Here is a 16,427-nt window from a genome sequence, read left to right on the forward strand (position 1 = left end):
GACGCCACACCCGCATTCTTGTTGCCGTTACCGGTTCGTGTCATCCGCCTGTGGACAACTGCCTTCGCTTTGTCGGGTCTTACGACCTTTTGGGTGGTCCCAGGCGGGAGTTTTTCGGGGCGGGCTGGCGGGTCAGGCGGGGTCGATCTCGCGCAGCAGGCCCGACTTCACGTCGAACACGAAGCCGCGCACATCATCAGTGTGCAGCAGGAACGGTGAGGTGCGCACACGCTGCATGGACTGCCGGACGTCCTGCTCCACGTCCCGGAAGGCCTCCACCGCCCAGGCGGGGCGCTGGCCGACCTCCATCTCCAGGTCGTGCCGGAACTCCTCGGTGAGGGACTCCAGGCCGCAGCCGGTGTGGTGGATGAGCACGACGCTGCGGGTGCCGAGCGCCCGCTGGCTGATGGTGAGGGAGCGGATGACGTCGTCGGTGACCACGCCGCCCGCGTTGCGGATGGTGTGGCAGTCGCCGAGCTGGAGGCCGAGCGCCTTGTGCAGGTCGAGCCGCGCGTCCATGCAGGCCACCACGGCCACCTGGAGGACGGGGCGGGCGTCCATCCCGGGATCGGTGAACGCCGCGGCGTACTGGACGTTCGCCTCGACCAGACGGTCGGTCACGGTCCCGCCGTGAGCTATGGCGCCTTCGGACTCTGTGGGTACGGATGCGGAGGTCGTCATACCTATGACGGTACTGGTCAACGGCGGTGCGGTCGCGGTGCGGGACGGGAAAAAGAGCGTCATTGCGTCCTCTTGTGAGGTAACCCACACGGGTGGCGGGGGTGCACCCGAGTGGGTGATTCATCCTGTTCTGAGGCTTCGCGCGCACCCCGGCCCGCGACGCGCAGGCCGGTTGATTGACCGTGAGACAGCGTGGACTAAAGTTGCGCGAAGCGGGAGGCGAGGCTCTCCCTGCTGGACTTTTCCCGGAGACCCCGGCGATTTTCCGGGGCCTCCTCTTCGCGAGCGGGCGGGGACCCGGCGGTGCGTACGGGCCTGCCGGATCTGAGAGGGCCCCTTGAGCAACAGTCGACACGTTCCGGTGATGCTCCAGCGGTGCCTGGACCTGTTGGCACCCGCCCTGGAGCGGCCGGGAGCGGTGGTCGTCGACTGCACGCTCGGCCTCGGCGGCCACAGCGAGGCACTGCTCACCCGCTTCCCGGAGACCCGCCTCGTCGCCCTCGACCGCGACAAGGAGGCCCTGCGCCTCTCCGGCGAACGCCTCGCCCCCTTCGGGGAGCGCGCCACCCTCGTGCACGCCGTCTACGACGAGTTGCCCGACGTCCTGGAGCGGCTCGGGCTCGCGCGCGTGGCGGGCGTGCTGTTCGACCTCGGCGTCTCCTCCATGCAGTTGGACGAGGCCGACCGCGGCTTCGCCTACGCCCAGGACGCGCCCCTCGACATGCGCATGGACCAGACGACCGGCATCAGCGCGGCCGAGGTCCTCAACACCTACCCGGCGGGCGAACTCGTCCGCATCCTGCGGGCGTACGGCGAGGAGAAGCAGGCCAAGCGGATCGTGTCCGCGGTCGTCCGCGAGCGCGACAAGGAGCCCTTCGACAACAGCGCGCGGCTCGTCGAGCTGATCCGTGACTCGCTGCCCCAGGCCGCCAAGCGCACCGGCGGCAACCCGGCCAAGCGCACCTTCCAGGCGCTGCGCATCGAGGTCAACGGCGAACTGTCCGTCCTGGAGCGGGCGATCCCCGCCGCCGTGAAGTCCCTTGCCGTGGGCGGCCGGATCGCCGTCCTGTCGTACCACTCGCTCGAAGACCGCCTGGTGAAGCAGGTGTTCGCGGCCGGCGCCGCCAATACCGCGCCCCCCGGACTGCCGGTGGTGCCCGAGCAGTATCAGCCCCGGCTCAAGCTCCTGACGCGCGGTGCCGAACTTCCCACCGAGGAAGAGGTCGCCGAGAACCGGCGGGCGGCACCCGCGCGGCTGCGGGGGGCCGAGCGCATCAGGGAGGACATCGGGTGAGTACGTACCAAGTCGGTGCGGGGTGCTGGGGTGCGGGGTGCGTACGTGAGTAGGAAACCCGAACTGAGGGGCAGGGCCGCCCGGCTGGCGCGGCTCTTCCCCAGCGGGCCCGCGCAGCAGGGCGGGATCCAGGCGGCCCGGACCCCGTTCGTCCTCCTGGTCGTCCTCCTCCTCGGCGGCGGCCTGATCGCGCTGCTCGTACTGAACTCCGCGCTCAGCGAGGGGCAGTTCAAGCTGGACGACCTCCAGAAGCAGACCAAGAGCCTCACCGACGAGGAACAGGCCCTCCAGCGGGACGTGGACGCCTACTCCGCCCCGGACGCCCTTCAGCGCCGCGCCCACGAACTCGGCATGGTGCCCGGGGGAGACCCGGCCTTCCTCGACCCGGACGGCACCGTGAAGGGTGTCCCGGAGCAGGCCACCGCGGAGAGGACCGTGATCACGCCGGCCGTCCTCGCCCCCGAGGCCCTCGTCAGCAGGCCGAGCCCGAGCCCGACCCCCGCGCCCGGCGCGGCGGCCCCTGCGGCCACCTCCGCCCCGGCCCGGTCCGCGGTGTCCGTGCGGCCGTCCGCCGCGCAGTCCTCGCCAGTCCAGCCCTCCGCCCCGACTACCCCCGGCAGGTGACGGAAGTGTCCGACAGGGAACCGCCGCGCCGCCGAGTGCCCGGACCGGCCAGGTCCGAACGGCCCGATGCCCGCCGCTCCGGGCCCGGAGCCCGCCCGGCCCGCCGCCCCTCGTCCGCCCCTCCCGCGTCGGGCCGTCCAGGAGGCCCGCGCTCGCTCCGGCTCGGCAGCCCCCGCCCCCGGCTGCGCATGATCAGCCTCGCGCTGACCCTGGTGCTGATCGCCTTCGTCGTACGCCTGCTCCAGGTGCAGGCCGTCGACGCGAGCGCGTACGCCGCCAAGGCCGCGCAGAACCGGTACGTCGACTACGTCCTGGCCGCCGAGCGCGGCGAGATCACCGACCGCTCCGGGGTGGCCCTCGCCACCAGCGTGGACGCGTACACGATCACCGCCGACCCGACGCTGTTCACCCGCAAGCAGCTGAAGATCGACGACGGGCCCGAACAGGCCGCCGCCCTCCTCGCCCCGATCCTCGGCGTGGACCAGGCCGGACTGGTCAAGAAGCTCCGGCCCGCCAACAAGAACCTGCGCTACGTGGTGCTCGCCAACCGGCAGACCCCGCAGGTCTGGAAGCAGATCAAGGACCTGAAGAGCGCGCTCATCACGAAGTCGGGAACCGACCCGTCCACGGTCAACGTCCTTGCCGGTGTCCTCGCCGTCCCCACCACCAAGCGCGTGTACCCGAACGGCGATCTCGCCGCCGGGATACTGGGCTGGGTCAACGCCGACGGCAAGGGCGGCGGCGGCATCGAGCAGCAGCTGAACAAGGACCTGACCGGCAAGGACGGCAAGGTCCGCTACGCGCAGTCCGGCGGCCTCCAGGTGCCCACGGCGGGCTCCACGGAGACGCCCGCGGTGCCCGGTTCCGACGTCGAGCTGACGATCGACCGCGACATCCAGTGGGCCGCGCAGAACGCCATCACGGAGCAGGTGAAGAAGTCCAAGGCGGACCGCGGGTACGTGATAGTGCAGGACACCCGCACCGGAGAGATCCTCGCCATGGCCAACGCGCCCGGCTTCGACCCCAACGACCTCGCGCAGGCCAACGCGGCCTCCCTGGGCAACGCGGCCCTCCAGGACGCCTACGAGCCCGGTTCCACCGCCAAGGTCATGACGATGGCCGCCGTACTCCAGGAGAACGTGGCCACCCCGCTGACGCATGTCGTCGTGCCGAACCGGCTGCACCGGGGCGACCGGCTCTTCCAGGACGACGTCGACCACGCGACCTGGAACCTGACGCTCAACGGCGTCCTCGCCAAGTCCAGCAACATCGGCACCATCGAGGCGGCCGGCCAGCTCGGCAAGACGCAGGCGCAGGCCAACGAGATCCTGTACTCGTATCTGCGCAAGTTCGGCATCGGCAGCTACAGCGGGCTCGACTTCCCCGGCGAGACGAAGGGCATCCTCGCGCCCGCCTCCGCGTGGTCGACCTCGCAGCAGTACACGATTCCTTTCGGCCAGGGCATGTCCCTCAACGCGCTCCAGGCCGCCTCCGTCTACTCGACGGTCGCCAACGGCGGGGTCCGCGTCGAACCCACCCTGGTGCGCGGCACACAAGGGCCCGACGGCCGTTTCACACCGGCCGCCACCCCCAAGAAGACCCGGGTCATCAGCGCGAAGACGGCCAAGACCCTCGCCCAGATGCTGGAGTCCGTGGTGGACGACGAGCAGGGCACGGGCGGTAAGGCCGCGATTCCGGGGTACCGGGTCGCGGGCAAGACCGGCACGGCCAACCGCGTGGATCCGGCCACCGGCAAGTACAAGGGCTACACCTCGTCGTTCGCCGGGTTCGCGCCCGCCGACAACCCCCGCATCACCGTCTACTGCGCGATCCAGAACGCCACCAGCGGAAGCTACTTCGGCGGTCAGATCTGCGGACCGATCTACAAGCAGGTGATGGAGTTCGCCCTCAAGACCCTCCAGGTCCCGCCCACCGGGGCGAAGGCCGCGAACCTGCCCGTGACCTTCACTCCCTGATCAGCGCAACAGCCAGGAACCGATCCGTGACCATGATCACTTCCCACTCCGGGAACCAGGGCGAGCCCCGCCCCTCGCTTCGCTCCGAGGCGGGCGGGCCCGGTACGCTCACCGCCGTGCCAACCGCCGATCAGTCCCAACCACCCCAGAAGGGCGCATCCGTGACATACCCGGGGCCGCCCAGGCCGGCGCAGCTCTCCGCCACACCCCTCGCGGAACTCGCCGGTCAACTGGCCGCCGCCGAACCGGCCACGGCCGCCGACGTCACGGGCATCACCCATGACTCGCGCGCCGTCCGCCCCGGCGACCTGTACGCCGCGCTGCCCGGCGCCCGCCTGCACGGCGCCGACTTCGTGGCCCAGGCGGCCGGCCTCGGCGCCGTGGCCGTCCTGACGGACCCGGCCGGCGCCGACCGGGCCGCCGCGACGGGCCTGCCGGTCCTGGTCGTCGCGGACCCGCGCGGGCGGATGGGCGAACTGGCGGCCACGATCTACGGCCACCCCGGCCGCGACCTGCTCCAGATCGGCATCACCGGCACCTCCGGGAAGACCACCACCGCGTACCTCGTGGAGGGCGGCCTGAGAACGGTCCGGTCCACCGGTCTGATCGGCACGGTCGAGACCCGCATCGGCGACGAGCGCATCAAGTCCGAGCGCACCACCCCCGAAGCCACCGATCTCCAGGCCCTGTTCGCGGTCATGCGCGAGCGCGGGGTCGACGCGGTCGCCATGGAGGTCTCCAGCCACGCGCTGGTCCTCGGCCGGGTCGACGCCTGTGTCTTCGACATCGCGGTCTTCACCAACCTCAGCCCGGAACACATGGAGTTCCACTCCGACATGGAGGACTACTTCCAGGCCAAGGCGCAGCTGTTCACCCCGCTGCGCAGCAGGCAGGGAGTGGTCAACCTCGACGACGCGTACGGCCGCAGGCTCGCGGGCGAGGCCACGGTCCCCGTGACCACCTACTCCGCCGAGGGCCACCCGGACGCCGACTGGCGCGCCCAGGACGTCGAGATCGGCCCCATGGACTCGACGTTCACCGCGGTCGGCCCCAAGGGCGAGCTGATCACCGCGCGGTCGCCGCTGGCCGGTTCCTTCAACGTGGCCAACACCCTCGCCGCCATCGCCGCCCTGGCCACCGCGGGCCTCGACCCGCAGCTCGCCGCCGACGGCGTCGCCGCCGTGCCGGGCGTGCCGGGGCGCCTGGAGCGCGTGGACGCCGGGCAGCCGTATCTCGCGGTCGTCGACTACGCCCACAAGACGGACGCCGTCGAATCGGTGCTGCGCGCGCTGCGCAAGGTCACCGAGGGCAAGGTGCACGTCGTGCTCGGCTGCGGCGGGGACCGGGACCGGACCAAGCGCGAGCCCATGGGGGCGGCGGTCGCCCGGCTCGCCGACACCGCCGTACTGACGTCGGACAACCCCCGCTCCGAGGACCCCCTCGCGATCCTCGCGGCCATGCTCCAGGGCGCCGCGTCCGTGCCCGCGCACGAGCGCGGCGAGGTCCAGGTCTTCGAGGACCGGGCCGCCGCCATCGCCGCCGCCGTCGCCCGCGCGCGGCCCGGGGACACCGTGCTGGTCGCGGGCAAGGGCCACGAGCAGGGCCAGGACATCGCCGGAGTGGTCCGTCCCTTCGACGACCGCCAGGTGCTCCGCGAAGCCATCCAGAACACCCAGGGATGAGAATCCTGAAGACCCAGGGGATGAACTTGTGATCGCCCTCTCCCTCGCCGAGATCGCAGCAGTCGTCGGCGGGCAGACGCACGACATACCGGATCCGTCCGTCCAGGTCACCGGCCCGGTGGTCCGCGACTCCAGGGAAGTGGAACCAGGCAGCCTCTTCGTCGCCTTCGTCGGCGAGCGCGTCGACGGCCACGACTTCGCGCGGGCCGTCGTCGAGGCGGGCGCGGTGGCCCTCCTGGCGTCCCGCCCGGTCGGCGTCCCCGCGATCGTCGTGGACGACGTCCAGAGCGCCCTGGGCGCCCTCGCCCGCCATGTCGTACGACGGCTCGGCGCGACCCTCGTCGCCCTGACCGGATCGGCGGGCAAGACCAGCACCAAGGACCTCATCGCCCAGGTGCTCTCGCGCAAGGCGCCCACGGTGTTCACACCGGGATCGTTCAACAATGAGATCGGGCTGCCGCTGACCGCGCTGAGCGCCACCGACGAGACGAGGTTCCTCGTCCTGGAGATGGGCGCCCGCGGGATCGGTCACATCCGCTACCTCACGGATCTGACGCCCCCGCGGATCGGCCTCGTCCTCAACGTCGGGACCGCCCACATCGGGGAGTTCGGCGGCCGGGAGCAGATCGCACAGGCAAAGGGCGAACTCGTGGAGGCCCTCCCCGAAGGGGGCGCCGCGATCCTCAACGCGGACGATCCGCTCGTACGGGCCATGGCGTCCCGTACGAAGGCGAAGGTGATCCTTTTCGGAGAGTCCGGCGAAGCGGACGTACGGGCCGAGAACGTGAGACTCACGGACAGCGGACAGCCCGCCTTCAGCCTTCGCACACCCTCCGGGTGCAGCGAAGTGACCATGCGCCTGTACGGTGAGCACCACGTGTCGAACGCGCTCGCCGCCGCCGCCGTCGCCCATGAGCTGGGCATGTCCGCAGACGAGATCGCCACCGCGCTCTCGGAGGCGGGCTCCCTCTCCCGCTGGCGGATGGAGGTCACCGAGCGGCCGGACGGCGTGACCATCGTCAACGACGCCTACAACGCGAACCCCGAGTCCATGCGAGCCGCCTTGCGCGCGCTCGCGGCCATGGGCAAGGGGCGGCGGACCTGGGCGGTGCTCGGCAAGATGGCCGAGCTCGGGGACGAGGCGCTCGCCGAGCACGACGCGGTCGGACGGCTGGCCGTCCGGCTCAATGTCGGCAAGCTCGTCGCGGTCGGGGGCAGGGAAGCGTCCTGGCTGCAACTGGGCGCATATAACGAGGGTTCGTGGGGTGAGGAGTCGGTGCACGTGTCCGACGCACAGGCGGCGGTCGACCTGTTGCGCAGCGAGTTGCGCCCGGGAGACGTCGTTCTCGTGAAGGCGTCCCGGTCGGTCGGTCTGGAGAGCGTGGCGCAGGCGCTCGTCGAGGCCGGTACCGAGGGTGAGGTTGCCGCCCGATGATGAAGCAGATCCTGTTCTCAGGAGTCATCGGCCTGTTCCTGACCCTGGTGGGCACCCCGCTGCTGATCAAGCTGCTGGCCCGCAAGGGCTACGGCCAGTACATCCGCGACGACGGCCCGCGCGAGCACGCCAGCAAGCGCGGTACGCCGACGATGGGCGGTATCGCCTTCATCTTCGCGACGGTGGCCGCCTACTTCCTGTCCAAGGTCATCACCGGCTACACCCCGAGCTACTCGGGTCTGCTGGTGCTCGGTCTGATGGTCGGGATGGGCCTGGTCGGCTTCCTCGACGACTACATCAAGATCGTCAAGCGGCGTTCGCTGGGCCTGCGGGCCAAGGCGAAGATGGCCGGCCAGCTGATCGTCGGCATCAGCTTCGCGGTGCTCGCCCTCCAGTTCCAGGACGCCCGCGGCAACACCCCGGCCTCCACGAAGCTGTCGTTCATCACGGACTTCGGCTGGAAGATCGGCCCGATCCTGTTCGTGATCTGGGCGCTGTTCATGATCCTCGCGATGTCGAACGGCGTGAACCTGACGGACGGTCTGGACGGCCTGGCCACCGGCGCCTCGGTGCTGGTCTTCGGCGCCTACACCTTCATCGGTGTCTGGCAGTTCCAGGAGTCCTGCGCCAACGCGCAGACCCTGACCAACCCGAACGCCTGCTACGAGGTGCGCGATCCGCTCGACCTCGCGGTCATCGCCTCCGCGCTGATGGGGGCCTGCCTGGGCTTCCTGTGGTGGAACACCTCGCCGGCCAAGATCTTCATGGGGGACACCGGTTCGCTGGCCCTCGGCGGTGTCCTCACCGGTCTGGCGATCCTCTCCCGCACCGAGCTGCTGGTCGCCATCATGGGTGGCCTGTTCGTCCTCATCACCATGTCGGTGGTCATCCAGGTCGGCTCCTTCAAACTGACCGGCAAGCGGGTCTTCCGCATGGCCCCGCTCCAGCACCACTTCGAACTCAAGGGCTGGTCCGAAGTGCTCGTGGTGGTCCGCTTCTGGATCATCCAGGGCATCTGCGTGATCGTCGGCCTGGGCCTCTTCTACGCGGGATGGGCAGCGGAAAAGTGACCGAAGGGCAGGGGCCCTCCTTCGAGGGCAAGCACGTCACCGTCGCCGGACTCGGTGTCTCCGGCATCCCGGCGGCCAAGGTCCTGCACGGCCTCGGCGCGCTCGTCACGGTCGTCAACGACGGCGCCGACGAGCGCTCCCGGGCCCAGGCCGCCGACCTGGAGGCGCTCGGCGTCACCGTGCGCCTGGGCGACGGCGCGACCCTGCCCGACGGCACCGAGTTGATCGTCACCACCCCCGGCTGGCAGCCCGACAAGCCGCTGTTCGCGGCGGCCCGTCAGGCGGGCGTCCCGGTGTGGGGCGACGTGGAGCTGGCCTGGCGTCTGCGCGGCCGGGACGGTACAGAACCAGCTCCCTGGCTGGCCGTCACCGGCACCAACGGCAAGACCACCACCGTCCAGATGCTCGCCTCCATCCTGAAGGCGGGCGGCCTGCGCACGGCGGCGGTCGGCAACATCGGCGTCTCGGTGCTCGACGCGGTACTCGGCGACGAGGAGTACGACGTCCTCGCCGTCGAACTGTCCAGCTACCAGCTCCACTGGGCGCCCTCGGTCCGCGCCCACTCGGCCGCCGTCCTGAACCTGGCACCCGACCATCTCGACTGGCACGGCTCCATGGAGGCGTACGCCGCCGACAAGGGCCGTATCTACGAAGGCAATCGGGTCGCCTGCGTCTACAACGTGGCCGACAAGGCCACCGAGGACCTGGTCCGCGAGGCCGACGTCGAGGAGGGGTGCCGGGCGATCGGGTTCACGCTCGGCAGCCCCGGGCCGTCCCAACTCGGCGTCGTGGACGGCATCCTGGTCGACCGCGCCTTCGTCGAGGACCGGCAGCGCAACGCGCAGGAGCTGGCGGAGATCTCCGACGTCGAGCCGCCCGCCCCGCACAACATCGCCAACGCCCTTGCCGCCGCCGCCCTCGCGCGCGCCTACGGGGTGCCCGCCAAGGCCGTACGGGACGGGCTGCGGGCCTTCACGCCCGACGCGCACCGGATCGCGCACGTGGCCGATGTGGACGGTGTCGCGTACATCGACGACTCCAAGGCCACCAACACCCATGCGGCGGAAGCCTCGTTGGCGGCCTACGCGTCGATCGTGTGGATCGCGGGCGGACTCGCCAAGGGCGCCACCTTCGACGAACTGGTCGCCAAGTCGGCGCGGCGGCTCCGGGGCGTGGTGCTGATCGGCGCCGATCGTGCGCTCATCCGGGAAGCCCTTGCGCGACACGCGCCGGAAGTACCCGTCGTGGACCTCGACCGGACCGACACTGGGGCGATGCTCGCGGCTGTCCAGGAGGCACAGCGGCTCGCCGCCGCCGGCGACACGGTGCTGCTCGCCCCGGCCTGCGCCTCCATGGACATGTTCGCCAACTACAACAAGCGCGGTGACGCGTTCGCCCAGGCGGTTCGCGAACTCGGCGCCTGACCGACGTGAGCGGAGGCGCTGATGCCCAGTAGCCGTACCGGCCGGCCGCCCGTGCAGCAACGGACCCCCAGACGTCCCGCCGCCGCACGGACCGTACGCGACAACCCCGTACGACGGCTGTACGCCAACGCGCGCAGGGCCTGGGACCGGCCGCTGACCGCCTACTACCTGATCGCCGGCGGCAGTGTGCTGATCACCGTGCTGGGTCTGGTGATGGTCTACTCGGCCTCCCAGATCACCGCGCTCCAACTCTCCCTGCCCGGCTCGTATTTCTTCCGCAAACAGTTTCTCGCCGCCTGTATCGGCGGGGTGATGGCGCTGGCCGCCTCGCGGATGCCGGTCAAGTTGCACCGGGCGCTGGCCTATCCGATCCTCGCGGGCGCCGTCTTCATGATGGCGCTGGTGCAGCTGCCGGGGATAGGGATGTCGGTCAACGGCAACCGCAACTGGATCTCGCTCGGCGGCTCCTTCCAGATCCAGCCCAGCGAGTTCGGCAAGCTGGCCCTCGTGCTGTGGGGCGCCGACCTGCTGGCCCGCAAGCAGGACAAGGCGATGCTGTCCCAGTGGAAGCACATGCTGGTGCCGCTGGTGCCGGTCGCGTTCATGCTGCTCGGACTGATCATGCTCGGCGGCGACATGGGGACGGCGATCATCCTCACCGCCATCCTGTTCGGCCTGCTCTGGCTGGCCGGGGCGCCGACCCGGCTCTTCGCCGGGGTGCTGTCGATCGCGGGTGTGATCGCTGTGATCCTGATCAAGACCAGCCCCAACCGGATGGCCCGGCTCGCCTGCATCGGCGCCACCGAGCCCAAGACCGGGGTCGCCGACTGCTGGCAGGCCGTGCACGGGATCTACGCGCTCGCGTCCGGCGGGATCTTCGGCTCCGGGCTCGGGGCGAGTGTGGAGAAATGGGGTCAACTCCCCGAAGCCCACACCGACTTCATCTTCGCCGTCACCGGTGAGGAACTGGGCCTGGCGGGCACGCTGTCGGTCCTCGCCCTCTTCGCGGCTCTAGGCTATGCGGGTATCCGCGTGGCCGGACGCACGGAGGACCCCTTCGTGAGGTATGCCGCGGGAGGCGTGACCACCTGGATCACCGCTCAGGCGGTGATCAACATCGGTGCGGTGCTCGGCCTGCTGCCGATCGCCGGCGTCCCGCTCCCGCTGTTCTCCTACGGGGGTTCCGCCCTGCTGCCGACCATGTTCGCCATCGGGTTGCTGATCGCCTTCGCGCGCGACGACCCCGCTGCGCGGGCGGCGCTTGCGATGCGGCAACCCCGCTTTGGTAGAAAGCGGGGGGCCAGGGGACCCGGTTCCGGCCGGAGCCCCCGCAGATGGAACACGATGCGACGGCGTGCCTCGGCGGCGCGTTCGTCCGGAGAGCGGTGAATTTCGGTGCATGTCGTACTCGCCGGTGGGGGGACCGCCGGCCACATCGAGCCCGCGCTCGCCCTCGCGGACGCCCTGCGCAGGCAGGACCCCACCGTGGGGATCACGGCCCTGGGCACGGAACGCGGCCTTGAGACCCGCCTCGTACCCGAGCGGGGCTACGAACTCGCGCTGATCCCCGCCGTACCGCTGCCCCGCAAGCCCACCCCGGAACTGATCACCGTGCCGGGCCGGTTGCGCGGCACGATCAAGGCCGCCGAGCAGATCCTGGAGCGCACCAAGGCGGACGCGGTCGTCGGCTTCGGCGGCTATGTGGCGCTGCCCGGCTATCTCGCGGCCAAGCGCCTCGGGGTGCCGATCGTGATCCACGAGGCCAACGCCAGGCCCGGGTTGGCCAACAAGATCGGCTCGCGGTACGCGGCCCAGGTGGCCGTCTCCACGCCGGACAGCAAGCTGCGCGACGCCCGCTACATCGGCATCCCGCTGCGCCGCACGATCGCCACCCTGGACCGCGCGGCCGTACGGCCCCAGGCCCGGGCCGCGTTCGGCCTCGACCCCAACCTGCCGACGCTGCTGGTCTCCGGCGGCTCGCAGGGCGCCCGGCACCTCAACGAGGTGGTCGAGCGGGTCGCGCCGTACCTCCAGCAGGCCGGAATCCAGATCCTGCACGCGGTCGGCCCGAAGAACGAACTGCCGCAGGTGCACCAGATGCCGGGGATGCCCCCCTACATCCCGGTACCGTACGTGGACCGGATGGACCTCGCGTACGCCGCGGCCGACATGATGCTCTGCCGCGCGGGCGCGATGACCGTCGCCGAACTCTCCGCCGTCGGACTCCCGGCCGCCTACGTCCCGCTGCCCATCGGCAACGGCGAACAGCGGCTGAACGCCCAGCCGGTGGTGAAGGCCGGCGGCGGACTCCTGGTCGACGACGCGGAACTGACGCCCGAGTGGGTCCAGGGCAACGTCCTGCCCGTGCTCGCCGACCCGCACCGGCTGTACGAGATGTCGCGCGCGGCAAGCGAGTTCGGCCGCCGGGACGCCGACGACCTGCTCGTCGGCATGGTGTACGAGGCGATCGCCTCGCGGCACCGCTAGCCATATGTGAGAGAGGCAGGGGATCGTGGCCGGACCGACGACCGCCGAGCGCGGTGAACGCCAGCAGGAGTCGTCCGGCCCGCCCCTGGTCCGGCGTCTGGGGCGCCGCCGCCTTCGTCTGATTGTCGTACTCGCCCTCGCCGCAGTCCTGTTGGGAGCGGCCACCGTCTGGCTGCTCTACGGCTCGCAGTGGCTGCGGGTCGAGAAGGTGTCGGTCTCCGGGACCGAGGTGCTGACGCCGGAGCAGGTGCGCGAAGCCGCCGGAGTGCCGGTCGGCGGACCGCTCATTTCCGTCGACACCGATGCGATCGAAGCCCGACTCCGTAAGAAATTGCCCCGAATTGACACCGTTGACGTAGTCCGTTCCTGGCCTCATGGAATCGGGCTGAAAGTGACCGAACGCAGCCCGGTCCTGGTGGTGAAAAAGGGCGGAAACTTCATCGAAGTGGACGACGACGGCGTGCGATTCGCCACCGTTTCCACACCGCCGAAGTCCGTCCCCACCCTCGAATTGACACTCTCTCCGACGGCTTCGTCCGCGGCCGGCCTGCGCCGCTTCGGCGAGGACCGGCTCGTCCGCGAGGCGGTGCGCGTCGCGGGTGACATTCCGGCCGCCGTCGCGCGCGACACCCAGGTCGTCAAGGTCCGTTCCTACGACGACATCTCGCTGGAGTTGAGCGGCGGCCGGACCGTCTCCTGGGGAAGCGGCGACAAGGGTGCCGCGAAGGCGCGTACGCTCACCGCTCTCATGAAAGCAGCTTCCGGGGCACGGCACTTCGACGTGAGTGTTCCCACCGCCCCTGCGTCAGCCGGGAGTTGACGCACATTCGCGCAGGCCAGCACCCTGGTTGGGCAGCGCTACGGCTGATCACATAGGGTGAAAAGAAAAACGGGAGGTTCGGCGTGTTCGTTGAACGCGCGCCACTTGTCGACTTAGTGTCCTGTTCAGAAGACTTCAAGGAACGGACACACTGGTAACCCTAAACTTCAACGTTAGGGTTCGGGTCGGCGCTACGGACCGTCCCATTCGGCATCTGCCGTCCCGCGCGGAACCGCACGGTGACGGCGACGTAATTCGAGGCGAGAGGCCTTCGACGTGGCAGCACCGCAGAACTACCTCGCAGTCATCAAGGTCATCGGTGTCGGCGGCGGTGGTGTCAATGCCATCAACCGGATGATCGAGGTCGGCCTCAAGGGCGTCGAGTTCATCGCCATCAACACCGACGCGCAGGCGCTGTTGATGAGCGACGCCGACGTCAAACTCGACGTCGGACGCGAACTCACCCGCGGGCTCGGCGCCGGCGCCAACCCGGCCGTCGGCCGCAAGGCCGCCGAGGATCACCGCGAGGAGATCGAGGAGGTCCTCAAGGGGGCCGACATGGTCTTCGTGACGGCCGGCGAGGGCGGCGGCACCGGCACCGGCGGCGCACCCGTCGTGGCCAACATCGCGCGCTCCCTGGGCGCCCTCACCATCGGCGTGGTCACCCGCCCCTTCACCTTCGAGGGACGGCGCCGGGCCAACCAGGCGGAGGACGGCATCGCCGAACTCCGCGAAGAGGTCGACACCCTCATCGTCATCCCGAACGACCGGCTGCTGTCCATCTCGGACCGCCAGGTCTCCGTCCTCGACGCCTTCAAGTCGGCGGACCAGGTCCTGCTCTCCGGCGTCCAGGGCATCACCGACCTGATCACCACCCCCGGCCTGATCAACCTCGACTTCGCCGACGTCAAGTCCGTGATGTCCGAGGCCGGTTCGGCCCTCATGGGCATCGGCTCGGCCCGCGGCGACGACCGCGCGGTGGCGGCTGCCGAGATGGCGATCTCCTCGCCGCTCCTCGAAGCCTCCATCGACGGCGCCCGGGGCGTCCTGCTGTCCATCTCCGGCGGCTCCGACCTCGGCCTGTTCGAGATCAACGAAGCGGCCCAACTGGTCAGCGAGGCCGCCCACCCCGAGGCCAACATCATCTTCGGCGCGGTCATCGACGACGCCCTCGGCGACGAGGTCCGCGTCACCGTGATCGCGGCCGGCTTCGACGGCGGCCAGCCGCCGACCCGCCGCGAGACCGGCATGAGCTCGTCCTCGGCCCGCCGCGACGAGCCCACCCCGGTACGGCAGCCCGAGAGCCGTCCGTCCTTCGGCTCGCTCGGCAGCGTCAAGCCCAAGGAGGAGCCGGAGCCCGCCCAGGAGCCGGTCGCCGACCTCCCGGTCGCCCCGCCGGTCCCGCCGTCGCGGACCTACTCGGACAGCGCCGCGGAGGAGCTGGACGTACCGGACTTCCTGAAGTGATAGGGCAGTTCGACACCGTGAGCGGCGCGCACTTCGCCTTCACCGACAGGTGGGGCGGGGTGAGCGCCGTTCCGTACGAGGAGCTCAATCTCGGCGGCGCGGTCGGCGACGACCCCGAGGCCGTCCGTACCAATCGTGAACTGGCCGCCAAGTCGCTGGGCCTGGACCCGGCGCTGGTGGTCTGGATGAACCAGGTGCACGGCGCCGACGTGGCGGTCGTCGAGGAGCCCTGGGGCACCTCCGACATCCCCTCGGTCGACGCGCTCGTCACCGCCCGGCGTGGCCTCGCCCTCGCGGTGCTGACCGCCGACTGCACACCCGTCCTGCTCGCCGACCCGGTCGCCGGGATCGCGGGCGCGGCCCACGCGGGGCGCCCGGGCATGGTGGCGGGGGTCGTACCCGCCGTCGTACGGGCCATGGTGGAACTCGGCGCCGATCCCGCCCGGGTCGTCGCCCGCACCGGACCCGCCGTCTGCGGCCGGTGCTACGAAGTGCCCGCCGACATGCGCGCCGACGTCGCCGCCGTGGAGCCGACGGCGTACGCCGAGACGAGTTGGGGCACTCCCTCGGTCGACGTGACCGCCGGAGCGCACGCGCAGCTTGACCGGCTGGGGGTGCGCGACCGGGAGCGGTCGCCGGTGTGCACCCGTGAATCGGACGACCACTTCTCGTACCGCCGCGACCGCACCACCGGACGGCTCGCGAGCTATGTGTGGCTGGACTGAAGGCGCATGACGGACCGTAGGGACGAACTCGCCGCGAATCTGGCGAAAGTGGAGGAGCGCATCGCCGCCGCCTGTGCCGCGGCCGGGCGCAAGCGCGAGGAGGTGACCCTGATCGTGGTCACCAAGACCTATCCGGCGAGCGACGTACGGACGCTGGCCGGACTCGGGGTGCGGCACGTCGCCGAGAACCGGGACCAGGACGCCGCCCCGAAGGCGGCCGAATGCGCGGATCTGCCGCTGAGTTGGCACTTCGTCGGTCAGTTGCAGACCAACAAGGTGCGATCCGTGGCCGGTTACGCCGATGTCGTGCAGTCGGTCGACCGGGCCCGGCTGGTGACCGCGCTGTCGAAGGAGGCCGAGCGGTCCGGACGCGAACTGGGCTGTCTCGTCCAGGTCGCGCTCGACGCGGGAGTGAGCGGGCGGGGCGAGCGCGGTGGCGTGGGGCCGGGCGGGATCGCGGAGTTGGCCGACCTGGTGGCCGCCTCCCCGGGACTGCGGCTCGACGGACTGATGACCGTGGCCCCGCTCACCGGGGAGTACGCGGGACGCCAACAGGAGGCGTTCGGGCGGTTGATGGATTTGTCGACTGACCTGCGCCGAGCCCATCCGGCTGCGAACATGGTGTCGGCAGGGATGAGTGCGGACCTCGAACAGGCCGTGGCGGCCGGAGCGACACATGTGCGCGTCGGCACTGCGGTACTCGGCGTCCGCCCCGGGCTCGGGTAACGTCGCCAGGAAGTCG

At 70.6% G+C, this 16,427-nt stretch carries 14 protein-coding genes; 13 read left to right on the forward strand and 1 reads right to left on the reverse strand.

The genetic code is table 11. The features are described 5' to 3' along the window. Nucleotides 1-132: 132 nt before the first annotated feature. Nucleotides 133-681, reverse strand: coding sequence for a beta-class carbonic anhydrase (locus tag ACIQPR_RS30975; protein ID WP_403654967.1), 549 nt, complete (start codon nt 679-681; stop codon nt 133-135). Nucleotides 682-1,018: 337 nt separating this feature from the next. Here ACIQPR_RS30975 and rsmH point away from each other — a divergent pair, with 337 nt between their 5' ends. The 13 genes from rsmH (at nt 1,019) to ACIQPR_RS31040 (ending at nt 16,411) form a co-directional block, all read left to right on the forward strand. Beyond that, complete coding sequence (rsmH, locus tag ACIQPR_RS30980; RefSeq protein ID WP_403654969.1) at nt 1,019-1,975, forward strand: 16S rRNA (cytosine(1402)-N(4))-methyltransferase RsmH; 957 nt, start codon at nt 1,019-1,021, stop codon at nt 1,973-1,975. Nucleotides 1,976-2,020: 45 nt separating this feature from the next. Beyond that, entirely contained in the window at nt 2,021-2,599 is a 579-nt protein-coding gene (locus tag ACIQPR_RS30985; protein WP_403654971.1) for a septum formation initiator family protein, read from the forward strand. Nucleotides 2,600-2,604: 5 nt separating this feature from the next. Further along, entirely contained in the window at nt 2,605-4,575 is a 1,971-nt protein-coding gene (locus ACIQPR_RS30990) for a peptidoglycan D,D-transpeptidase FtsI family protein (protein ID WP_403654973.1), read from the forward strand. A gap of 161 nt (nt 4,576-4,736) precedes the next feature. Next, nucleotides 4,737-6,257 (forward strand): UDP-N-acetylmuramoyl-L-alanyl-D-glutamate--2,6-diaminopimelate ligase, encoded by a 1,521-nt coding sequence (locus ACIQPR_RS30995; RefSeq protein WP_403655632.1) that lies wholly within the window; start codon nt 4,737-4,739, stop codon nt 6,255-6,257. A gap of 28 nt (nt 6,258-6,285) precedes the next feature. Then, complete coding sequence (gene murF, locus ACIQPR_RS31000; RefSeq protein ID WP_403654975.1) at nt 6,286-7,692, forward strand: UDP-N-acetylmuramoyl-tripeptide--D-alanyl-D-alanine ligase; 1,407 nt, start codon at nt 6,286-6,288, stop codon at nt 7,690-7,692. Further along, nucleotides 7,689-8,762, forward strand: a complete 1,074-nt coding sequence (gene mraY, locus ACIQPR_RS31005; protein ID WP_403654977.1) for a phospho-N-acetylmuramoyl-pentapeptide-transferase — start codon at nt 7,689-7,691, stop codon at nt 8,760-8,762. The genes murF and mraY overlap by 4 nt, the downstream gene beginning before the upstream one ends. Further along, the gene (gene murD / locus ACIQPR_RS31010; protein ID WP_403654979.1) at nt 8,744-10,186 is read left to right on the forward strand and encodes a UDP-N-acetylmuramoyl-L-alanine--D-glutamate ligase; all 1,443 of its coding nucleotides are present in this window, start codon (nt 8,744-8,746) and stop codon (nt 10,184-10,186) included. The genes mraY and murD overlap by 19 nt, the downstream gene beginning before the upstream one ends. Nucleotides 10,187-10,207: 21 nt before the next feature. Then, nucleotides 10,208-11,575, forward strand: a complete 1,368-nt coding sequence (gene ftsW, locus ACIQPR_RS31015; RefSeq protein WP_403654981.1) for a putative lipid II flippase FtsW — start codon at nt 10,208-10,210, stop codon at nt 11,573-11,575. Between the two features lie 6 nt (nt 11,576-11,581). Continuing rightward, entirely contained in the window at nt 11,582-12,673 is a 1,092-nt protein-coding gene (gene murG, locus ACIQPR_RS31020) for an undecaprenyldiphospho-muramoylpentapeptide beta-N-acetylglucosaminyltransferase (RefSeq protein WP_403654983.1), read from the forward strand. 25 nt (nt 12,674-12,698) lie between these two features. Next, on the forward strand, nt 12,699-13,493 hold the full coding sequence (locus ACIQPR_RS31025) for a cell division protein FtsQ/DivIB (RefSeq protein ID WP_403654985.1): 795 nt from the start codon (nt 12,699-12,701) through the stop codon (nt 13,491-13,493). Nucleotides 13,494-13,769: 276 nt separating this feature from the next. Next, nucleotides 13,770-14,960 carry a cell division protein FtsZ gene (ftsZ, locus tag ACIQPR_RS31030; RefSeq protein ID WP_403654987.1) on the forward strand — a complete coding sequence of 397 codons (1,191 nt, stop codon included), beginning with the start codon at nt 13,770-13,772 and terminating at the stop codon, nt 14,958-14,960. Beyond that, nucleotides 14,957-15,685 carry a peptidoglycan editing factor PgeF gene (gene pgeF / locus ACIQPR_RS31035; RefSeq protein ID WP_403654989.1) on the forward strand — a complete coding sequence of 243 codons (729 nt, stop codon included), beginning with the start codon at nt 14,957-14,959 and terminating at the stop codon, nt 15,683-15,685. The genes ftsZ and pgeF overlap by 4 nt, the downstream gene beginning before the upstream one ends. 6 nt (nt 15,686-15,691) lie before the next feature. Then, entirely contained in the window at nt 15,692-16,411 is a 720-nt protein-coding gene (locus ACIQPR_RS31040) for a YggS family pyridoxal phosphate-dependent enzyme (protein WP_403654991.1), read from the forward strand. Nucleotides 16,412-16,427: the final 16 nt, after the last annotated feature.

It is taken from the genome of Streptomyces sp. NPDC091280 (assembly GCF_044768565.1).
In the GTDB taxonomy this organism is placed as follows: domain Bacteria; phylum Actinomycetota; class Actinomycetes; order Streptomycetales; family Streptomycetaceae; genus Streptomyces.